At 69.8% G+C, this 17,515-nt stretch carries 17 protein-coding genes, 1 tRNA gene and 1 pseudogene; 6 read left to right on the plus strand and 13 right to left on the minus strand.

Features of this window, described 5'->3' with window-relative positions:
- Positions 1-883: 883 nt before the first annotated feature.
- On the minus strand, positions 884-1,213 hold the full coding sequence (locus NFX44_RS21360) for a hypothetical protein (protein ID WP_262285339.1): 330 nt from the start codon (positions 1,211-1,213) through the stop codon (positions 884-886).
- Between the two features lie 136 nt (positions 1,214-1,349).
- Between NFX44_RS21360 and NFX44_RS21365 the strand changes: the two are divergent.
- From NFX44_RS21365 to NFX44_RS21380, 4 genes and pseudogenes are all read left to right on the plus strand, one after another.
- Positions 1,350-1,771: pseudogene (locus NFX44_RS21365) on the plus strand (tyrosine-type recombinase/integrase); the annotation flags it as partial.
- Positions 1,772-2,039: 268 nt separating this feature from the next.
- On the plus strand, positions 2,040-2,510 hold the full coding sequence (locus NFX44_RS21370) for a hypothetical protein (protein WP_262285340.1): 471 nt from the start codon (positions 2,040-2,042) through the stop codon (positions 2,508-2,510).
- Between the two features lie 349 nt (positions 2,511-2,859).
- Positions 2,860-3,234 carry a hypothetical protein gene (locus tag NFX44_RS21375; protein WP_262285341.1) on the plus strand — a complete coding sequence of 125 codons (375 nt, stop codon included), beginning with the start codon at positions 2,860-2,862 and terminating at the stop codon, positions 3,232-3,234.
- A 653-nt stretch (positions 3,235-3,887) separates the two neighbouring features.
- Positions 3,888-5,711 carry an IS481 family transposase gene (locus tag NFX44_RS21380; RefSeq protein WP_262285377.1) on the plus strand — a complete coding sequence of 608 codons (1,824 nt, stop codon included), beginning with the start codon at positions 3,888-3,890 and terminating at the stop codon, positions 5,709-5,711.
- Here NFX44_RS21380 and NFX44_RS21385 read toward each other — a convergent pair.
- Positions 5,686-6,042 (minus strand): hypothetical protein, encoded by a 357-nt coding sequence (locus NFX44_RS21385; RefSeq protein ID WP_262285342.1) that lies wholly within the window; start codon positions 6,040-6,042, stop codon positions 5,686-5,688. The genes NFX44_RS21380 and NFX44_RS21385 overlap by 26 nt on opposite strands.
- A gap of 856 nt (positions 6,043-6,898) precedes the next feature.
- The gene (locus NFX44_RS21390; RefSeq protein ID WP_315974617.1) at positions 6,899-7,402 is read right to left on the minus strand and encodes an NUDIX hydrolase; all 504 of its coding nucleotides are present in this window, start codon (positions 7,400-7,402) and stop codon (positions 6,899-6,901) included.
- A 140-nt stretch (positions 7,403-7,542) separates the two neighbouring features.
- On the opposite strand from NFX44_RS21390, the gene NFX44_RS21395 reads away from it, so the two are divergent.
- Entirely contained in the window at positions 7,543-7,710 is a 168-nt protein-coding gene (locus NFX44_RS21395) for a hypothetical protein (RefSeq protein ID WP_262285381.1), read from the plus strand.
- A 75-nt stretch (positions 7,711-7,785) separates the two neighbouring features.
- Here the strand turns inward: NFX44_RS21395 and NFX44_RS21400 are convergent.
- The 9 genes from NFX44_RS21400 to ald form a co-directional block, all read right to left on the minus strand.
- Positions 7,786-7,859 (minus strand) — tRNA-Pro (locus NFX44_RS21400).
- 163 nt (positions 7,860-8,022) lie between these two features.
- Positions 8,023-9,429 carry a ribosome biogenesis GTPase Der gene (gene der / locus NFX44_RS21405; RefSeq protein WP_262285343.1) on the minus strand — a complete coding sequence of 469 codons (1,407 nt, stop codon included), beginning with the start codon at positions 9,427-9,429 and terminating at the stop codon, positions 8,023-8,025.
- A complete protein-coding gene (gene cmk / locus NFX44_RS21410; protein WP_262285344.1) occupies positions 9,426-10,106 on the minus strand; it encodes a (d)CMP kinase in 681 nt (226 codons plus the stop codon). The genes der and cmk overlap by 4 nt, the downstream gene beginning before the upstream one ends.
- A gap of 174 nt (positions 10,107-10,280) precedes the next feature.
- On the minus strand, positions 10,281-11,051 hold the full coding sequence (locus tag NFX44_RS21415; protein ID WP_262285345.1) for a pseudouridine synthase: 771 nt from the start codon (positions 11,049-11,051) through the stop codon (positions 10,281-10,283).
- Positions 11,038-11,979: an SMC-Scp complex subunit ScpB gene (scpB, locus tag NFX44_RS21420; RefSeq protein ID WP_262285346.1), complete on the minus strand. Its 942-nt coding sequence runs from the start codon at positions 11,977-11,979 to the stop codon at positions 11,038-11,040. The genes NFX44_RS21415 and scpB overlap by 14 nt, the downstream gene beginning before the upstream one ends.
- Positions 11,980-11,983: 4 nt before the next feature.
- Positions 11,984-12,961 (minus strand): ScpA family protein, encoded by a 978-nt coding sequence (locus NFX44_RS21425; RefSeq protein ID WP_262285347.1) that lies wholly within the window; start codon positions 12,959-12,961, stop codon positions 11,984-11,986.
- Between the two features lie 41 nt (positions 12,962-13,002).
- Positions 13,003-13,926 carry a ParA family protein gene (locus NFX44_RS21430; protein ID WP_091266519.1) on the minus strand — a complete coding sequence of 308 codons (924 nt, stop codon included), beginning with the start codon at positions 13,924-13,926 and terminating at the stop codon, positions 13,003-13,005.
- Between the two features lie 230 nt (positions 13,927-14,156).
- The gene (locus NFX44_RS21435; protein ID WP_262285379.1) at positions 14,157-15,149 is read right to left on the minus strand and encodes a site-specific tyrosine recombinase XerD; all 993 of its coding nucleotides are present in this window, start codon (positions 15,147-15,149) and stop codon (positions 14,157-14,159) included.
- 11 nt (positions 15,150-15,160) lie between these two features.
- On the minus strand, positions 15,161-16,276 hold the full coding sequence (gene ald / locus NFX44_RS21440; RefSeq protein WP_262285348.1) for an alanine dehydrogenase: 1,116 nt from the start codon (positions 16,274-16,276) through the stop codon (positions 15,161-15,163).
- A gap of 240 nt (positions 16,277-16,516) precedes the next feature.
- On the opposite strand from ald, the gene NFX44_RS21445 reads away from it, so the two are divergent.
- A complete protein-coding gene (locus NFX44_RS21445) occupies positions 16,517-16,825 on the plus strand; it encodes a TM2 domain-containing protein (RefSeq protein WP_315974618.1) in 309 nt (102 codons plus the stop codon).
- 68 nt (positions 16,826-16,893) lie between these two features.
- Here NFX44_RS21445 and NFX44_RS21450 read toward each other — a convergent pair whose 3' ends face one another.
- Positions 16,894-17,499: an NUDIX hydrolase gene (locus NFX44_RS21450; RefSeq protein ID WP_262285350.1), complete on the minus strand. Its 606-nt coding sequence runs from the start codon at positions 17,497-17,499 to the stop codon at positions 16,894-16,896.
- Between the last annotated feature and the right edge of the window lie 16 nt (positions 17,500-17,515).

Consider the following 17,515-nt stretch of genomic DNA (forward strand, 5'->3'; position numbering starts at 1 on the left):
GGCGGGCGGAGCAGCCCCTGGACCTCACAGCACCAAGGTTCGACGATCAGAAAAGGCCATCCCCCGCACGTGCCCGTCGTCACCCGGTCAGTCACCCACCCTTGATCGCGCCCAACTCCTTGCGTCGAGGCTTGCGGCTACCGGGCCTTTAGACGGTCCCTACCGGCAGAGCCAGAAGCCCTCCCCCTCGTAGACCGTCACGGCTCCACCCAGATGACGGACGCAGATCGTCGATCCCCGGACCCAAAGCTGCTCGCCCGCATGGAGCAGTATGGGGCGGGGAAGTTCCACTGCCCAGTCACTGGCCTCGACCATGGTCACGAGGGTCAAACGCGTAACAGGAACAGCGTTGGTCCGAACGACTCCAGTCGAGTCAACTCCGGGACCAGGCTGCATCTGCATAAGGTGAGGTTACAGATCACTGGGAGAGCCGCTCCTACGTCGAAGCGGACTAGGATCCGCAGTCCTGCCATCAGCAACAACGTCATACGCACCTACTGACGGGCTGTATCGGGCTGCCGGCGTTGATCGCTGGTTGACAAGGAATTGAGCCAGGTGCTCGTCGAAATTGATGGCCGCGAGGTACGGAGCGAAGGCGACCTTCATCGGCTTCTCGGCCGCGCTCTCGACGGAGCCCCTACTACGGTTCGAACCTGGATGCCCGGTGCGACCGGTCGAGCAGGGATGTCCCCCGCCCGGTAAGGGTGGTCTGGACACACTGGCGGGTCAGCAGGAGGAACCTCGGAGCGCAGAAATTCGAAAGGATCTGCAACCTCGTGCGCGTCGTCCAAAGCAGAGGACCAGAAGTTCGGCCACGACGAGCGGCTCGAGTTCGAGCTGCGGTGAACGCTTCGGTGTGAACGCGGTTATTGCAGCAGAGGACTCAGGGAGCGTTCTCCTCGCGCCTCGCCTCTAGTCGGTCTGCTCGGTGGTGAAGTTCCGCGGCGATGGTGTCCCAGTCCGGGCCGAAGGCATGCAAATCGTTGGCCGCCACATGCAACAGCTCGGCATCCTCCGGCCGTTGGAGGCAGGCCAACCGGAACGCGAGGTTCCGCGCCCAGACAGGCAGACCCATCCAGTCCTCTTCCAGCATCACCTTCAGCATCGCGACGATCTCGTCAGCCGATGCGAAGGTCACCACCTCGACGAACGCGCTGGCAACCCTGGCGCTGTGCCGCTGAGTAAGCAACCTGGCCAACTCAAGCAGCGACATGCACTCCGGCGCGAACGGCTCTGCGTCAGCGGACTTTCCGGGGCGATCCCTAGTAGCCCTGTCAAGCAACGCCCGGAACCAACCCGTCGTCTTCACAACTTAGAAGCTAACCGCCCTCCACCCGACAACGGCACCGACGCGTCGCACCCTGGCCCTGCCGGCCCGGTGCGGCACCGCGCTCACCACCCACCGCGAGCGCCAGAGCCGGCCTGCCGCCGACCGCCTCGTCCTCCCCTCCGCTGCCGGCACGGCCCTCGACCGGCACAACGTGCTTCGGGCCTTCCGCCCGGTCGTCGCCAGAGCGGGCCTTGACCCGCGCGACTGGACCCCACGCGAGCTGCGGCACAGCTTCGTGTCCCTGCTGTCCGACAGCGGCATGAGCATCGAGCAGATCGGCGACCTCTGCGGCCACTCCGGCACGACCGTCACCGAGAGCGTCTACCGGCACCAACTGCGGCCAGTGCTCCTGGGCGGCGCGATCGCCAAGGTCGGATCTTCGGCGCTGAGGCACAGTCACTCAGTCAGTCACCCAGCTACGACAAGAGGGCACGTCCATAAATTGGATGTGCCCTCTGAGCTGCGTCGGGACGGCCGGATTCGAACCGACGACCCCTTGACCCCCAGAGATCGGCAACGCCGTCCCGTTCGGCTCGCACTGCTGACCCAAGGCCTGATGGTGGTCACCAGGGTTCCGCTTGGTGTGGTCGGTTGCTGTACTTCGTTGCTGTACGGGCCCGGACGGCCTGCCACAGCGGAGCCATCACTCCCCTGCTGCTCCCTCTGCGCGGCAAACGCAGCCCCTACGGGCGGCTCCTATCCTGCAACTATGGCCAGCCAATGGACCATCTCGGATGCCTGGGTCTTTTCCTCGATCGAGGGAACCGGTCCCGACGATGGCTACACCCTCGCCCAGGTCATCGCGAAGGCTGACGGCATCAACCACGCCCTCCTGACCGAGGCCGAGTTCATCCAAGCCGTACCCCGCCTGGTAGCCGCAGGCCTCATCGGCGCCCTGCCAGAGGCAAACCGCTACTGGCACACCGAGGCCGGACGGGCACTGTACCGACAACGGATGAAACGGCGCGGGCTCTTCGGCTGGATCGACGCGATACCTCCAGCACTACGCCGGCTCGGCGAGCCCGAAGGCACCGCTTGGTCCTTGCCTGCTGGCGTCTTCGCCCATGCCACCCAGGAATGGCACCTAAAAGCCGAGGCAATCCTCAGACGACTCGGCACTCGACGCCAAGATCCAGGAGACACGACCAAGCAGCCCACCCCGAGGACTGAGGGGATTTGAACCCCTTACACCCGCAGTAGCGAGTGGCCGTCATCAGTCGGACCGATCGACGACGCGACCAGCACCGAACCTGCCGACACTTGCCAACGTCCGCCGTCGTTGGTTGCTCTCAGTTGTAGTGGATCTGTACCCGATGATCTTCACCGACCCCGCCAGAGATCGAGCCAGTTCCGAATACTGCTCGAGGAGTCGGCCTGCTAGGGCCGACCATGGTTCGCGACGCTTCGCGAGCAAAGTCCACTTAGCGTGCAATACAGGATTCGTCTCGGTAAGGGTGGACGGCCTAGCACATGATCGACTGAGTTGGTACAGTCTCCGCGAACATCGACCATGATCGAGGGGATTACTGTTGATTCGTCGTCTCATTGCCCTGACCGTCGCGGCCGTTAGCCTTACGGTGGCCATCACGGCAGTCACGGCAGCCCCGGCTGCCGCCTCCAGTTTCGCTACCTGTTCGACCGGCAAGGTTGAAGCCAAGGCTTACAGCAACATCCCCGTTTTCTATCAGCCCGACACTTCCAGCACCATCGTTGATTACGTTCAGAGGGGTCAGTACGCTGATTGCAGCCAAACTACCGGTGTGAAGCTTGGCGGCCGCTACAATGGGTGCGGGGCAACCAACGCAAACGCGTGGATCCTCGTTAGTTATTCGCGTTACACACCCCCGGACGGATGGATCGATCCAGTCGGCTACACCTACGCGGTGTGCTGGTCGGACTTCTAAACGCGATTACGACGTCTGCCTCTACTAAGGGGGCCCACCATGCCGACCACGGAGGTTGGGACGACGGACCTGGCCTTTTCCTTCGTCTGCCGCCGTTCGTGGCGCGTGTCGCGCTGCTAGCTGACCGCCCAGCTCGACCTGAGTAGGCTTCCCGGCTGCGCCTTGCAGTCATCCCGTCGGCCTTCGTCCGCACACCCGTGGGGTGGGCAGGGCCTGCCCGGTCAAGGTGGAGCACACCACTGTCTGAACGACCTTGACCGGGCAGGCCCTGCCCGCTCGGCTCTGCCCGGACGAAGGATGTCGGGATGGCGCCACCATCCCGGAGCGCCCGAGGACCCCGCCGGAGGCACTGCCCTTGTTCCAACCAACACCGAAGCCCCGGATCTGCCAGCAACCATGGCGGCCGGGGCTTCGTCGTACGTCGTGCCGCCGGCGGGCTAACACCGGCGCGCTGGCGGCCGAAGGCCAGAGGCGCGGCGGCGGGCCATCGGCCCGGCCCAGGTTCGGCGGCGCGAGCGGCCTGCGAAGCGGGCCGCCTTGATCTCGTACAGAAAGTTCTCACACCTGCTCAGCACCGAGGTTGTCCGACTCCGGTTGATGCGTTACACGGTGGCTTCACTTGATGGGTGACACTCCGCCGAGTGCTGGTGGAGATGAGTGTGACCGAGCAGCGTTACCGCGCGGTGCTGGGAGTCCAAGCTGGCCTGTCCGTGACCGAGGTTGCCGAACGCTTCGGCGTCTCACGTCAGTCCGTGCACCGCTGGTTGGGCTGGTATCACGATCACGGCTTGGACGGTCTGGCTGACCGATCGCACCGACCGCATGCGCATCCCGCCCAGACCGCCGCTGAGGTGGAGGCGGTGATCTGCGAGCTGCGCCGCAACCATCCCCGGTGGGGTCAGCGGCGGTTGCACTACGAGCTGGGCCGCCACGGTTGCCCGGGACCCGTCCCGTCGCTGAGCACCATCTACCGGGTCCTGGTCCGTCACGGGCTCATCGACCCGACACCTCGTCGGCGCCGACGAGAGGACTACCGGCGCTGGGAACGCGGCAGGCCGATGGAGCTGTGGCAGATGGACATCGTCGGCGGCATCCAACTCGCTGACGGTGGTGAGGCCAAGGTCGTCACCGGCGTCGACGACCACTCCCGCTTCTGCGTCATCGCCCAAGTCGTCCGTCGGGCCACCGGCCGTGCGGTCTGTCTCGCCTTCGCCGAAGCCCTGCAACGGTTCGGGGTGCCTGAGGAGGTGCTCACAGACAACGGCAAGCAGTTCACCGCCCGGTTCGGTCGCGGCGGCGGGGAGGTGATGTTCGACCGGATCTGCCGGGAGAACGCCATCACCCACCGGCTGACCAAACCCCGCTCACCCACCACCACCGGCAAGGTCGAGCGATTCCACCAAACCCTGCAACGCGAGCTCCTCGACGACGTCGGAGTCTGGGCCAGCCCGGAAGAGGCCCAGGCCGCCATCGACGCTTTCTGGCACGAATACAACACTGAACGACCCCACCAGTCCCTCGGGATGGCGTTCCCGGCCGACCGGTTCACCGCCCAGCCGGCCGAGGAGCAGCTGCCGCTGCGGCTTCCGCCAACGCTGGCCACCACCATCCCCGCCCCCCGCCGGCCGCTGCCAGCACCACCGGCACCTGCACCATCCGCCGGGCAAGCCGTCGCCCTGGCAGTGCCAGTGCCGAGCGACGACAACGTCGACCTGGCCGTGGAGGTCACCCGCCTCGTTCCCGCCTCAGGCAACCTCACCGTCTGCGGACAACAGTTCTGGCTCAGCCCCACCCGAGCCGGACTGCCGGTCACCCTCTGGGCCGACACCACCGTCGTCCACCTGCTCATCGACGGCGTCCGACTCAAGACCGTCCCGTCCCGGCTCACCCCCGACCACCTGCGCCAACTCCTCGCCGACGACGGCGCCCCAGCTGGGCCACCACCGATCACCACCGGCCCCGCCCAGGCCGGCGCCCCGATCGAGATCGAACGGCTCGTCAACGCGACCGGCCTGATCAGCCTCGCCGGCCGGCAACACCCCGTCGGCTACCACTTCGCCGGCAGGCGCGTCACCGTCCGACTCGACCGCGGACTGCTGCAGATCACCGCCAACGGCGTCCTGCTACGCAGCCTGCCCAATCCCCTGACACCGGCCGAGGTCGCCCGCATCCGCGACGCCCGCCCTGCCGGACCACCACCGCGGCCCGCATCTCAGCCGCTGAAAGTCGAACGCCGCGTCAGCTGCCGAGGAGCCCTCGTCATCGCCGGCCAACGCATCCACGTCGGCATCCGCCACGCCGGAGCGACCCTCACGGTCGAAGCCGCCGACACCACCTTCCGCGTCCACGACGGCGACCAACTCGTCACCGAGGTCGCCCGCACCACCGTCAAGCCGATCGCGCGGTTCAAGGTCCGCAAACCCGAACCTCCACGGCCGCCTCGCCGCAGCATCACCCCTGGGAGGTCCATGGAGTGAACCACCACGGCTCTCCAGCGGTGTCGGCCGTTGCCGCACCGGACACGGTCACGTTGGAACCATCGACGAAGCAGACCTCCAGGTCACCTGCCTCGCTGACCTGAGCCCGCTCCACCGTCAGGCTGTTCAGGTCGAGCAACCGGCACACATCTGCCGACGCCGGCAACGCCCGGCTCGACCCGGTAGTCACCCGAACCTGCCACAAGCTGTCGAGATAAAGCCGAGCTTCACGCGACGGCGCGCTCCCACCGTCGGCAAAGGTGATGAACGGCCAAGCCTGCCGCTCCCCAACCTCAACAACCACGCAACCTGCAAGCTCGTCCGGATCCACGTCCCTGCCCACCCCGGAAGCCTCCCAGAGCAGGCTCTCGACGAAAACCGAAGCGTAGTGTCAATATCCACAGCTTCAGAGGAATCACAAGATCGTCTAGCCGGACGTGTCACGGATCAAGTGACAGCGATCCGTAACGCATCAAGTGGAGCCCGGCAGCTCAGCACCGAGGTGTACGGTCTCGGGACCTGCGTGACAGATCGGTATCAGGACCTGGGTGACACTCCGCCAAACTTTCAGAGCCGCACGAACAACAGTGGCAGGCCGCCCACGCGGAGGCACGTTCTCTCAGCGCGCTCGCGCCCGATCCGGTCGGATGACAATGGTGCTCACTGTCCCGTTGCCCCAGACAGTGGTGTTCAGCAGAGGCCGGCTGGAGCCAGCGCGGAGGCGATATCTGCATCGGTGAGGGACACTCGCGGACGATAGCCCAGGGCCGCCTGCCGCGTTTGGTCTATCCCGCGCGGCACCCTTGCCTGCGATCACCTGGTGCCATCGGCAGCGAACGCACCCGACGCGCATCCTCACCCGCCGGTAGTAACAAGACCGTCTAGCCGGACGTGTCACCCACGTCCCGAGACTGATATGTCACGCAGGTCCTGAGACCCGACAGCTCAGCACCGAGGATGTCCGACTCCGGCTGATGGTTGACACGACGGCCTCGGTTGATGCTCGACATGATCGCTCCGGCGTCGCCTCGAGCGCGCGACTCGCGGCAGATCCGGTAAACGACAGAGATCGAGAACGGTTCGGGAGGCGAACACGCTGTAGTCCGTCCGCGGGGCTCGTCGCCGCGGTCCAGCAAGGTGTCGGGGCACCTTGGTCATCAGCAGGACAGGGACGTGGCAAATGTCCTTCACCCGTCGGGGTAGGTGACAACTGGCTCCGCTTCCGGATCGGAATACGCCCAATGGGCGCCCGGCTGAGCCTGACGGGTGAGGACCGCAACTGACGGCTCCGACAGCGGCCGGTAGGGCAACTCATGAAGCAAGCGGCTTGCTTCTTCGACGGAGAACCAGCGGGCCTCCTGAATCAGACCATCTGGGTCGCGGACGTGCAGGGCCGGATCCACCACGTCGACGGTGAAGTTCCACACCCGGCTGACGGTGACTGCTCCGGTCACCGCCGCCGTGCCATGAAGAACGAGGTCCGCGGTTGCGACGACCAGACCTGTCTCCTCGGCCAACTCTCGGCAGGCGCCCTCAAACGGCGTCTCGTGGTCCTCGATCCGCCCGCTCGGGATGTTCCAGTAGGGGCCGCCCCACCGTGGGTACTCCTCGTACACGAGAACGACTTTGTCGTCGTGATGTGCGAGAACGCCGGCGTACCGGGACCGACTCATGCTTGGCACGGGGGCCATTCAACCTCACCTCAGCACCGCGCACGGGCACGGGCACGGGCACGGGCACGTCACAGCTTTCATCTGCGGCATCAGTGCGTTCCACCGCACCAGTCCTACTGCTTGCCGTCGTAGCCGCGAACCGTCCCGAGCAGCGGTTTGTGCAGCCCGACCTGATGTGGCGCTGCCGTGAGCGGCGGATGGTTGACGGCTGCATGGCGGGCAGCAGACACGCCGACTTCTCGATCACGATGGAGATCTACAGCCAGGTCTCATCCAGGGCGACCCGGGAGGCCCTGCGGAAGCTCGGCGAGAGCCTCGATCAATGAGCCGTTGCAGTACTTCGCTGCTGTACAGGATCAGAAAAGGCCATCCGGAAGATTCCGAATGGCCTCTGACCTGCGTCGGGACGGCCGGATTCGAACCGACGACCCCTTGACCCCCAGTCAAGTGCGCTACCAAGCTGCGCCACGTCCCGATGCCCCCGCGCGGCATTCCCCGCGGCAGCCGGTACAGCTTAGCGCAAGATCTACAGACCCGCGCACAGGCCCCACCGCGTGCCGACCGCCACTCCCCCTGGAGCGTCCTAGGAAAGAAGCCGCCGGGGACGGGGTCCCCGGCGGCTTCTCTCGTAAGGTGGATCAGCCGTGGGCCTTGCCCCGGCCGCCCGGGCCGAGCTTCTTGCGGGGGCGGACCGAGATGTCGATCGGGCTGCCCTCGAAGCCGAACTCCTCGCGGAGCTTGCGCTCCACGAACCGCTGGTAGCCGGCGTCGAGCGGGCCGGTGGTGAAGAGCACGAAGCGCGGCGGGGCCACCCCGGCCTGGGTGGCGAAGAGGATGCGCGGGGCCCGGCCGCCGCGCACCGGGTGCGGGGTGGCCTGGACCAGCGCGGTGAGCCACTGGTTGAGCTGGGCGGTCGGGATGCGGGTCTCCCAGCTGGCCAGGGCCTTGTGCAGCGCCGGGGCGAGTTTGTCGACCGCCCGGCCGGTCTTCGCCGACAGGTTCAGCCGGATCGCCCAGGGGATGCGGCGCAGCTCCCGGTCGATCTCCTTGTCCAGGTAGTAGCGCCGGTCGCCGTCGACCAGGTCCCACTTGTTGAACGCGATGACCAGAGCCCGACCGGCCTCCACCACCATGGTGAGGATGCGCTGGTCCTGCTCGCTGATCACCTCGCTGGAGTCGAGCAGCACCACGGCCACCTCGGCCGCCTCGATCGCCGCGGCGGTGCGCAGGCTGGCGTAGTACTCGGTGCCGCTGGCCTTGCCGACCCGCTTGCGCAGGCCGGCGGTGTCGACCAGCTGCCAGGTCTCCCCGCCGATCTCCACGAGGCTGTCCACCGGGTCGACGGTGGTGCCGGCGACCGCGTCGACCACCGCCCGGTCCTCGCCGGAGAAGCGGTTGAGCAGGCTGGACTTGCCGACGTTGGGGCGGCCGACCAGGGCGACGCGGCGCGGGCCGCGGGGGCGGTTCTCCACGATCTTCGGCGCCTCGGGCAGCGCCGCCATGATGGCGTCGAGCAGGTCGCCGGAGCCACGGCCGTGCAGCGCGGAGACCGGGAACGGCTCACCGAGGCCGAGCGACCAGAGCGCAGTGGACTCCATCTCGATGGCGGTGTTGTCGGCCTTGTTCGCGACCAGGATCACCGGCTTGGCGCTGCGCCGCAGCATCTTCACGGCGGCCTCGTCCACGTCGGTCGAGCCGACCATGGCGTCGACCACGAAGAGCACCACGTCGGCGGTGACGACGGCCGTCTCGGCCTGGGCGGCGATGGCCGCGGCCCGGTCCTTGGCGTCCGGCTCCCAGCCGCCGGTGTCCACCACGGTGAACGCCCGGCCGTTCCACTGCGCGTCGTACGGCACCCGGTCCCGGGTCACGCCGGGGATGTCCTCGACGACCGCCTGGCGGCGGCCGATGATCCGGTTGACCAGCGTCGACTTGCCCACGTTGGGGCGGCCCACCACGGCCACCACCGGCTGCGGGCCGGTCGGCTCACCGGGCTCGAGCTCCGGCTCGCGCAGCTCCACCCAACCGCCGAAATCCTCGCTCATGCCACACCCCGATCGGTGAGCAGCGCGCGCAGCCGGGCGACGACCTCGTCGATGCCCAGCTCGGTGGTGTCCAGCACGACCGCGTCGGGGGCCTGCTGGAGCGGGTTGACCTTGCGGGTCGAGTCCAGCTTGTCGCGGCGGGCCAGGTCGGCGGCGGTCGCCGCGACGTCCACGGCGTCCTCGGCGCTGCGCCGCTGGGCGCGGGCCGACTCGGAGGCGGTCAGGTAGACCTTCAGGTCGGCGTCGGGCGCCACCACGGAGCCGATGTCGCGGCCCTCGACCACGATCCGGCCGGCGTCGGCGATCATCTGCCGCTGCCGGGCGACCAGCAGCTCGCGTACCGCGCCCACGGCGGCCACGGCGGAGACCGCGCCGGTCACCTCGGGGCCGCGGATCTCCTTCGCCACGTCGACGCCGTCGACGGTCACGCCGTACCCCTGGGGGTCGGTGCCGATGCGCAGGTCGGCCTCGCCGGCGACCTTGGCCACCGACTCGGTGTCGATCAAATCGACGCCGGAGCGCAGCACCGCCCAGGTGAGCGCCCGGTACATGGCGCCGGTGTCGAGGTAGCGGGCCTCGATGCTGACCGCGAGCCGCCGTGACACGGTGGACTTACCCGAACCGGACGGCCCGTCCACAGCGACCACGCAGCGCCCGGCCCGTACGTTTTCCTCCACCGTTGTCCTCCTCAGCCCGTACCTCGCGGGTCGCCGGCTTGTCCGGCGCCGTTGAGCGGTTGTGTTTCCTCGTCAATCATCCCGCGCCGCGCGGGTCGGCCACGCGCCGTGCCGCCGGAGGGCGACCGCGGGCCGCGTCGAAGCCTACCGGGACCCGTACCCCGATCGTCGGGGTCAGTCACCCACGGCCTTGAACAGGGCGGCGACCTCCGCGTTGGTCAGCCGGCGCAGCCGCCCGGTGCGCAGGTCGCCGAGCCTGATCGGACCGATCGAGGTACGGACCAGCCGGGACACCGGGTGTCCCACCTCGGCCATCAGGCGCCGGACGATGTGCTTGCGCCCCTCGTGCAGGGTCAGCTCCACCTGGGCGGTTTTGCCCAGGGTGCCCACCACCTTGAACGAGTCGACCTTCACCGGCCCGTCCTCCAGCTCGACGCCGGCCGTCAGCCGCTTGCCCAGGTTGCGCGGGATCGGCCCGGCCACCTCGGCGAGGTAGGTCTTGAGCACCTCGTACGACGGGTGCATGAGCTTGTGCGCGAGGGTGCCGTCGTTGGTGAGCAGGAGCAGGCCCTCGCTGTCGGCGTCGAGCCGCCCGACGTGGTAGACCCGCTGCTCCAGCCGCGCGCCGATGAAGTCGGCGAGCTCGGTGCGGCCCTTCTCGTCGGCCATGGTGGTGACCACCCCGCGCGGCTTGTTCATCGCCACGTAGACCAGGCGGACATCGGCCTGGAGCCGCTCGCCGTCCACGTGGATCACGTCGCGCGCCGGGTCCGCCTTGTCGCCGAGCTGGGCCACGCGGCCGTTGACGGTGACCCGCCGCCGGAAGATCAGGTCCTCACAGGCACGCCGCGAACCCACCCCCGCGGCGGCGAGCACCTTCTGCAGGCGCTCGGCGCCCTCGTAGACGGGGGCGTCGGGCTTCGGGGCACGGTCATCGCGTCGCATCGGCAAGCTCTTCTACGTCGTCGGGGAGGAAGGGGGCCAGGGGCGGCAGGTCGTCCACCGAGTTCAGCCCCAGCTTCTCCAGGAACATCGTGGTGGTCCGGTAGAGGAACGCACCGCTGTCCGCTTCGGTGCCGCACTCCTCGACCAGGCCGCGGGACACCAGCGTACGGATCACCCCGTCGCAGTTGACGCCCCGGATGGCGGAGATCCGCGACCGGGTCACCGGCTGCTTGTAGGCGATCACCGCGAGGGTCTCCAGCGCGGCCTGGGTCAGCCGGACCGTCTGGCCCTCCAGTACGAACCGCTCGACGTAGGTCGCGTATTCCGGGCGGGTGTAGAGACGCCAGCCACCCGCGGCCCGGCGCAGCTCGAAGCCGTGCCCGGCGGAGGTGTAGCCGGCCGCGATCTCGTCGAGCATCGGGCCGATCCGCTCCGGGGACTGTTCGAGGACCTGGGCCAGGGTCAGCTCGCTGACCGGCTGGTCCACCACCAGCAGGATCGCCTCCAGCGCGCCGCGCAGCTCGGCGTCGTCCAGCACCGGCGCGGGCTCCGGCTCCGGCGCCGGCCGCCGCCGTCCCCGCTTCCCGGGTACGCCGCTCCCGCCGCCCTCGCCCTCCGGGTCGCCGGACGCGGCGTCGGGGCCGACCGCCTCGTCGGCGCCCGTGCCCGCCCCGGCCGGTTCCCCCGCGTCGAAGGCCGCCTCGGGCTCGCCCGCGCTCTCCCCCGTTGGATCTTGGACAGTTTCCGCTCGGGGCGAACGGTACGTGTCCAAGGTCTCCGGTTCGGCACCGACGGGCGGCGCCGCGGACGGCTCGGGCTCGGCCGGGGTGTCGCTGGTGGTGGGCTTCGGCGCGGTCGGCCGCTCCCACGGGGGGACCCAGGCGGCTGCCTGGTCGGCCAACGAATCGCGGCGTTCCTCGTCGCTCATCGGGTCACTCCTGTGTCGGCGCGGCGTCGTCCGCCGCCGCGGCCCGGGTCGGCGGGGCCTCGTCCGCCGCGGGCGGGGGCGTCTGCTCCGGGGAGCCGGCGTACTCGTCGATGGTCAGGTCGGTGTCGCCGTCGGCGGAGCCGGTCCAGCGCACGGTCAGTTCCTCCAGCGCCTGCTCCTGGACGAAGGCGACCAGCCCCTGCCGGTAGAGCTCCAGCAGCGCCAGGAAGCGCGCCACCACCTCCAGGGTGATCTCGCAGTCGGCGCAGAGCAGCGAGAAGCTGGCGGTGCCGGCGCGGCGCAGGCGCTCGGAGATGATCTCGGCGTGTTCGCGGACGCTGACCCGGACCATGTGCACGTGGGCGATGGACACCTCGGGCACCGGCTTCGGGGTCATGGCCCGGAGCGCCAGCTTGAGCAGCCGTTCCGGGCCGATGCCGAGCACCAGGTCGGGCAGTGCCTCGGCGTACCGGGGTTCGAGGGTGACCGCCCTCGGGTAGCGGCGCCCGCCGACCGACTCCAGCTCGGCGATGTGCGCCGCCGCCTCCTTGTACGCCTTGTACTGCAGCAGCCGGGCGAAGAGCAGGTCCCGGGCCTCCAGCAGGGCCAGGTCCTCCTCGTCCTCCACCTCGGCGGCGGGCAGCAGCCGGGCCGCCTTCAGGTCCAGCAGCGTGGCGGCCACAAGCAGGAATTCGCTGGTCTCGTCCAGGTCCCACTGGTCGCCCATGGCCCGCAGGTACGCGATGAACTCGTCGGTGACCTTGTGCAGGGCCACCTCGGTGACGTCCAGCTTGTGTTTGCTGATGAGCTGGAGCAGCAGGTCGAACGGGCCGGTGAAGTTGTCCAGCCGGACGGTGAAGCCGGTGGTCTCCTCGACGGTGACCGGGTCGGCGGGCACCACGCCGTCGACCTCGGCGGCCAGCTCGGCGGCGGCCACCGGGTCGGCGGCGCCGTGCGGCGGGTCGAGGGGCGGTGCGGTCACCGGCAAACCGTAGTCCACGACCGGGTCACCCGGCGTGCGGCCTACCGCTCCGCCTGGGCGGCGATCACCTCGCGGGCGAGCTGCCGGTAGTTGCGCGCGCCCGAGGAGGCCGGGTCGAGGGTGGTGATCGGGGCACCGGCCACCGTCGACTCGGGGAACTTGACGGTCTTGGTGATCACCGTCTGGTAGACCTTGTCGCCGAACGCCTCCACCACCCGCTGGAGCACCTGCCGGCAGTGGGTGGTGCGGCTGTCGTACATGGTCGCGAGGATGCCTTCGAGCTCCAGGTCGAAGTTGAGCCGCTCGCGCACCTTGTCGATGGTGTCCAGCAGCAGCGCGACACCGCGCAGGCTGAAGAACTCGCACTCCAGCGGGATGAGCACGCCGTGCGCCACGGTCAGCGCGTTGATCGCCAGCAGGCCCAGGGAGGGCTGGCAGTCGATCAGGATGAAGTCGTACTCCTTGCGGATCGTGCGGAGCACGCGCGCGAGGGCCATCTCGCGGGCGACCTCGTTGACCAGCTGGATCTCGGCGGCCGAGAGGTCGATGTTGGCGGGCAGCAGGTGCAGCCCGGCCACGTCGGTCTTGATCAGCACGTCCTCGGCGGTGACGTCGTCCTGCATGAGCAGGTTGTAGACCGACAGGTCGAGGTTGTGCGGGTTGACGCCCAGGCCGACGGAGAGGGCGCCCTGCGGGTCGAAGTCGACCAGCAGCACCTTGCGGCCGTACTCGGCGAGGGCGGCGCCCAGGTTGATGGTGGTCGTCGTCTTGCCGACGCCACCCTTCTGGTTCGCCATCGCGATGATCCGCGCCGGGCCGTGCCGGTCGGTCGGCATCGGCTCGGGGATCGGCTTGCGCATGGTGTAGGCGGCCGGGTCGGCGGGTCCGAGGTCGGCGCCGAGCGTCGCCTGCTGCTCGCGGAGCTCCGACGTCCAGGTCTCGGCACGGTCACCGTTTCCTGCCATGTCCTCGTTGCCCCCTCCCGACGACCACCCGGCGTCGGAGCCGTCCGACGTCCCTCGCGGCGCCGCTGCGCACCCCCGGTCCGTCACCCCTGGAGGCCCGCGCCGAAGCCGACTGTACGCCACGTGCCAGCAGCGCGTTCGGTAGCGGGTCGGCGTGTCGGGCGGGCGGTCGGCCGGGACGCTGGTTCGTCCGCGGCTGCGGGGCTCGCCACCCCGGTTTCCTCCTGCGTTCACCCGCGGGCGCGGGGGTGGGCGGTGGCGTACACCTCGCGCAGCCGTTCCACGGTGACCAACGTGTACACCTGGGTGGTGGTCACCGAGGCGTGGCCCAGCAGTTCCTGCACCACCCGCACGTCGGCGCCGCCGTCGAGCAGGTGGGTGGCGTACGAGTGGCGCAGGGTGTGCGGGGAGACCGCGTCGGGCCCGTCGACCGGCAGGCCGGCCCGGTCGGCCGCGGCGCGCAGCACGGTCCAGGCGCCCTGCCGGGTGAGTGGCCCGCCGCGGGCGTTGACGAACACCGCCGCGGTGCCCCGGCCGGCGGCCAGCAGCGCCGGACGGCCCCGGACCAGCCAGGCGCGCAGCGCCTCGGCCGCGTACCCGCCGACCGGTACGAGCCGGGTCTTCCCGCCCTTGCCGTGCAGCAGCACGGTCCCGGCGTCGAGGTCGAGGTCGTCGACGGCGGCGCCGATCGCCTCGGAGATGCGCGCGCCCGTGCCGTACAGGAATTCCAGCAGCGCCCGGTCCCGCAGCGCGCGGGGCGCGGCCTCGCCGGTGGCGGTGACCGGGCCGGCGGTCTCCAGCAGCCGCACCACGGCGTCGACCGGCAGCGCCCGGGGCAGCCGGCGCGGCGGGGCGGGCGGGCGGACGTCGCGGCCGGGGTCGGCGCCGGCCATCCCCTCGCGCAGCGCGAAGCGGTGCAGGCCGCGCACGGCGCTGGCGGCGCGGGCGGAGGAGGAGACGGCGAGCGGCGGGTGGTCGGCGTCGCCGCCGCGCAGCCGGGCCAGGTGCGCCTCGATGTCGGCCGCGCCGACGGCGGCCAGGTCGGTCACCCCGGCGGCGGCCAGGGTGGACAGGTAGCGGTCCAGGTCCCGGCGGTACGAGGCGAGGGTGTTCGCGGACAGTCCCCGCTCGACGGTGAGGTGGTCCAGATAGGCCCGGACGGCACGGCGCAGGGCCGGCGCGGGCTCGACGCCCGCACCGGCCCCTTCCGTCGTCGCGGTCAGGCTGTCGTCCCTCAGGCGAGCACCTCGGCCAGCGGCAGCGCGTCCATGCCGTGCGCCTCGGCGACCGGGCCGTAGACGACCTGGCCGGCGTGGGTGTTCAGGCCGAGGGCGAGCGCCGGGTCGTTGCGCAGCGCGCCGCGCCAGCCCTGGTTGGCCAGTTCGAGGGCGTACGGCAGGGTGACGTTGGTCAGCGCGTAGGTGCTGGTGTTGGGCACCGCGCCCGGCATGTTCGCCACGCAGTAGAAGATCGAGTCGTGCACCTTGTAGACCGGGTCGGCGTGCGTGGTCGGACGCGAGTCCTCGAAGCAGCCGCCCTGGTCGATGGCGATGTCGACGAGCACGCTGCCCGGCTTCATCCGGGAGACCAGCTCGTTGGAGATGAGCTTCGGCGCCTTCGCGCCGGGCACCAGCACCGCGCCGATGACCAGGTCGGCGTCGACCACGGCCCGCTCGATCTCGTACGCGTTGGAGGCGACGGTCTGCAGGTGGCCCCGGTAGATGGCGTCGGCCTGGCGCAGCCGGGCGACGTTCTTGTCCAGCAGCAGCACCTCGGACTGCAGGCCCAGCGCGATGGCGGCGGCGTTCAGGCCGGAGACGCCGGCGCCGATGACCACGGTCTTGGCCGCGTACACGCCGGAGACGCCGCCGGGCAGCACGCCCCGGCCGCCGCCGGTGCGCATCATGTAGAAGGCGCCCACCTGCGGGGCGAGCCGGCCGGCCACCTCGGACATCGGGGCGAGCAGCGGCAGCGAGCGGTCGGGCAGCTCGACGGTCTCGTAGGCGATGCCGGTGACCTTCCGGTCCAGCAGCGCGTCGGTGCAGTCCTTCGAGGCGGCCAGGTGCAGGTAGGTGAAGAGCACCTGCCCCTCGCGCATCCGGTGGTACTCCTCGGCGATCGGCTCCTTCACCTTGAGCACCAGCTCGGCGGTGTCCCAGACCTCGTCGGCGGTGGCCAGGATCTTGGCGCCGGCGGCGGCGAACTCGTCGTCGCTGATGCTGGAGCCGACGCCCGCGCCGGACTCGACGAAGACCTCGTGGCCGTGGCGGGTGAACTCGTTGACGCCCGCGGGCGTGATCGCCACGCGGTACTCGTGGTTCTTGACCTCGCGTGGGATTCCGACCTTCACGATGCAGACACCTTCCTCGGGGAGGCTCACCCCCGACTGCGCGGCGCCGCGACGGCCCCTTTGCCGACACGGTCCACCGGTCCCGCCCGGCGGCAGTCTAGGCGCGTGGGAACCCCACGGAGGCCAACACAGTGACATCCGGTGCCCGGTCGTGCTGACGGTGTGTCAGGCATCGATCGGGCTGTGCGGTGGAGACCGCCTCAACCGTCAGGACAATGTTCGGTAAATATCCTTCCACCGATGGGGCGGCGGTGCGGACAGGACGGCAGTGGATCACTAAGGTGTCCGCTCATGACCACTCCTCCTTACCAGCAGTACCCCCCGCAGGGCGTCTCGGACAAGAGCAAGGTCGTCGCGGGCATCCTGGGCATCCTGCTCGGCTTCTTCGGTGCCGGGCGCTTCTACATGGGTGACACCAAGACCGGCGTGCTCCAGCTCGTCGTGAGCGTCGTGACCTGCGGATTCGGTGCCCTCTGGGGCACCATCGACGGCATCCTGATCCTGGTCAACGGTGGCGTCGACGGGCAGGGCCGCCCGCTGCGCGACTGACCGTCGCCACAGCACGAAGGGGCCGCGCGGTGCGTACACCGCGCGGCCCCTTCGTCGTCCGACCCCGGTCAGCGGGGCAGCGGCGTCTCCGGGCGGCGCAGCTCGGCGAAGCCGGCCTCCCGGGCGCGGGCGGCGGCGAGCAGCCCCGCCACGCAGGAGGCGTTGGTGATTTCGCCGGCCAGGACCATCCGGACCGCCTCGTCGAGGTCGACCCGGACCACCTGGAGGTCGGCCTCCTCGTCGCGCCGGTCGTGGCGCTGCTCGGCGGGCACGTCGGCCAGGTCCCGGGCCAGGAAGACCCGGACCACCTCGTTGCTGAACCCGGGCGAGCTGTGCAGGTCGACCAGGACGTCGATGCTGCCCGCGGTGAGGTCGGCCTCCTCCGCCAGCTCCCGGGCCGCCGCGGTGGCCAGGTCCTCGCCCCGCACGTCCATCAGCCCGGCGGGCAGCTCCCACAGGTGCCGGCCCACCGGGTGCCGGTACTGCCGGATCAGCACCACCTGGCCGGCGTCGTCGAGGGCCACCACGGCCACCGCGCCGACGTGCGTCACGTAGTCGCGGGTCGCCGTGCCCCCGCCGGGCATGGTGACGTCGTCGCTGACCACCGAGAAGATCCGGCCGGACCAGATCTCCCGGTGCCCGGCCACCTCGTACCGGTGCTCGACCGCGCTCACGCCACCGCCTCGCTTC

Origin of the sequence: Micromonospora sp. MA102 (genome assembly GCF_025460765.1) — a bacterium.
GTDB classification, from domain to species: domain Bacteria; phylum Actinomycetota; class Actinomycetes; order Mycobacteriales; family Micromonosporaceae; genus Micromonospora; species Micromonospora halotolerans.

What these genes read in the sequence shown, in the direction of transcription:
- NFX44_RS21360 (WP_262285339.1), bottom strand. Translation starts at nt 1,213, where the DNA reads ATGTCGCTGCTTGAGTTGGCCAGGTTGCTTACTCAGCGGCACAGCGCC.
- scpB (WP_262285346.1), bottom strand. Translation starts at nt 11,979, where the DNA reads ATGAGCGACGAGGAACGCCGCGATTCGTTGGCCGACCAGGCAGCCGCC.
- NFX44_RS21430 (WP_091266519.1), bottom strand. Translation starts at nt 13,926, where the DNA reads ATGGCAGGAAACGGTGACCGTGCCGAGACCTGGACGTCGGAGCTCCGC.
- NFX44_RS21370 (WP_262285340.1), top strand. Translation starts at nt 2,040, where the DNA reads ATGGCCAGCCAATGGACCATCTCGGATGCCTGGGTCTTTTCCTCGATC.
- NFX44_RS21415 (WP_262285345.1), bottom strand. Translation starts at nt 11,051, where the DNA reads ATGCGACGCGATGACCGTGCCCCGAAGCCCGACGCCCCCGTCTACGAG.
- NFX44_RS21390 (WP_315974617.1), bottom strand. Translation starts at nt 7,402, where the DNA reads ATGGCCCCCGTGCCAAGCATGAGTCGGTCCCGGTACGCCGGCGTTCTC.
- NFX44_RS21380 (WP_262285377.1), top strand. Translation starts at nt 3,888, where the DNA reads ATGAGTGTGACCGAGCAGCGTTACCGCGCGGTGCTGGGAGTCCAAGCT.
- NFX44_RS21445 (WP_315974618.1), top strand. Translation starts at nt 16,517, where the DNA reads ATGGGGCGGCGGTGCGGACAGGACGGCAGTGGATCACTAAGGTGTCCG.
- der (WP_262285343.1), bottom strand. Translation starts at nt 9,429, where the DNA reads ATGAGCGAGGATTTCGGCGGTTGGGTGGAGCTGCGCGAGCCGGAGCTC.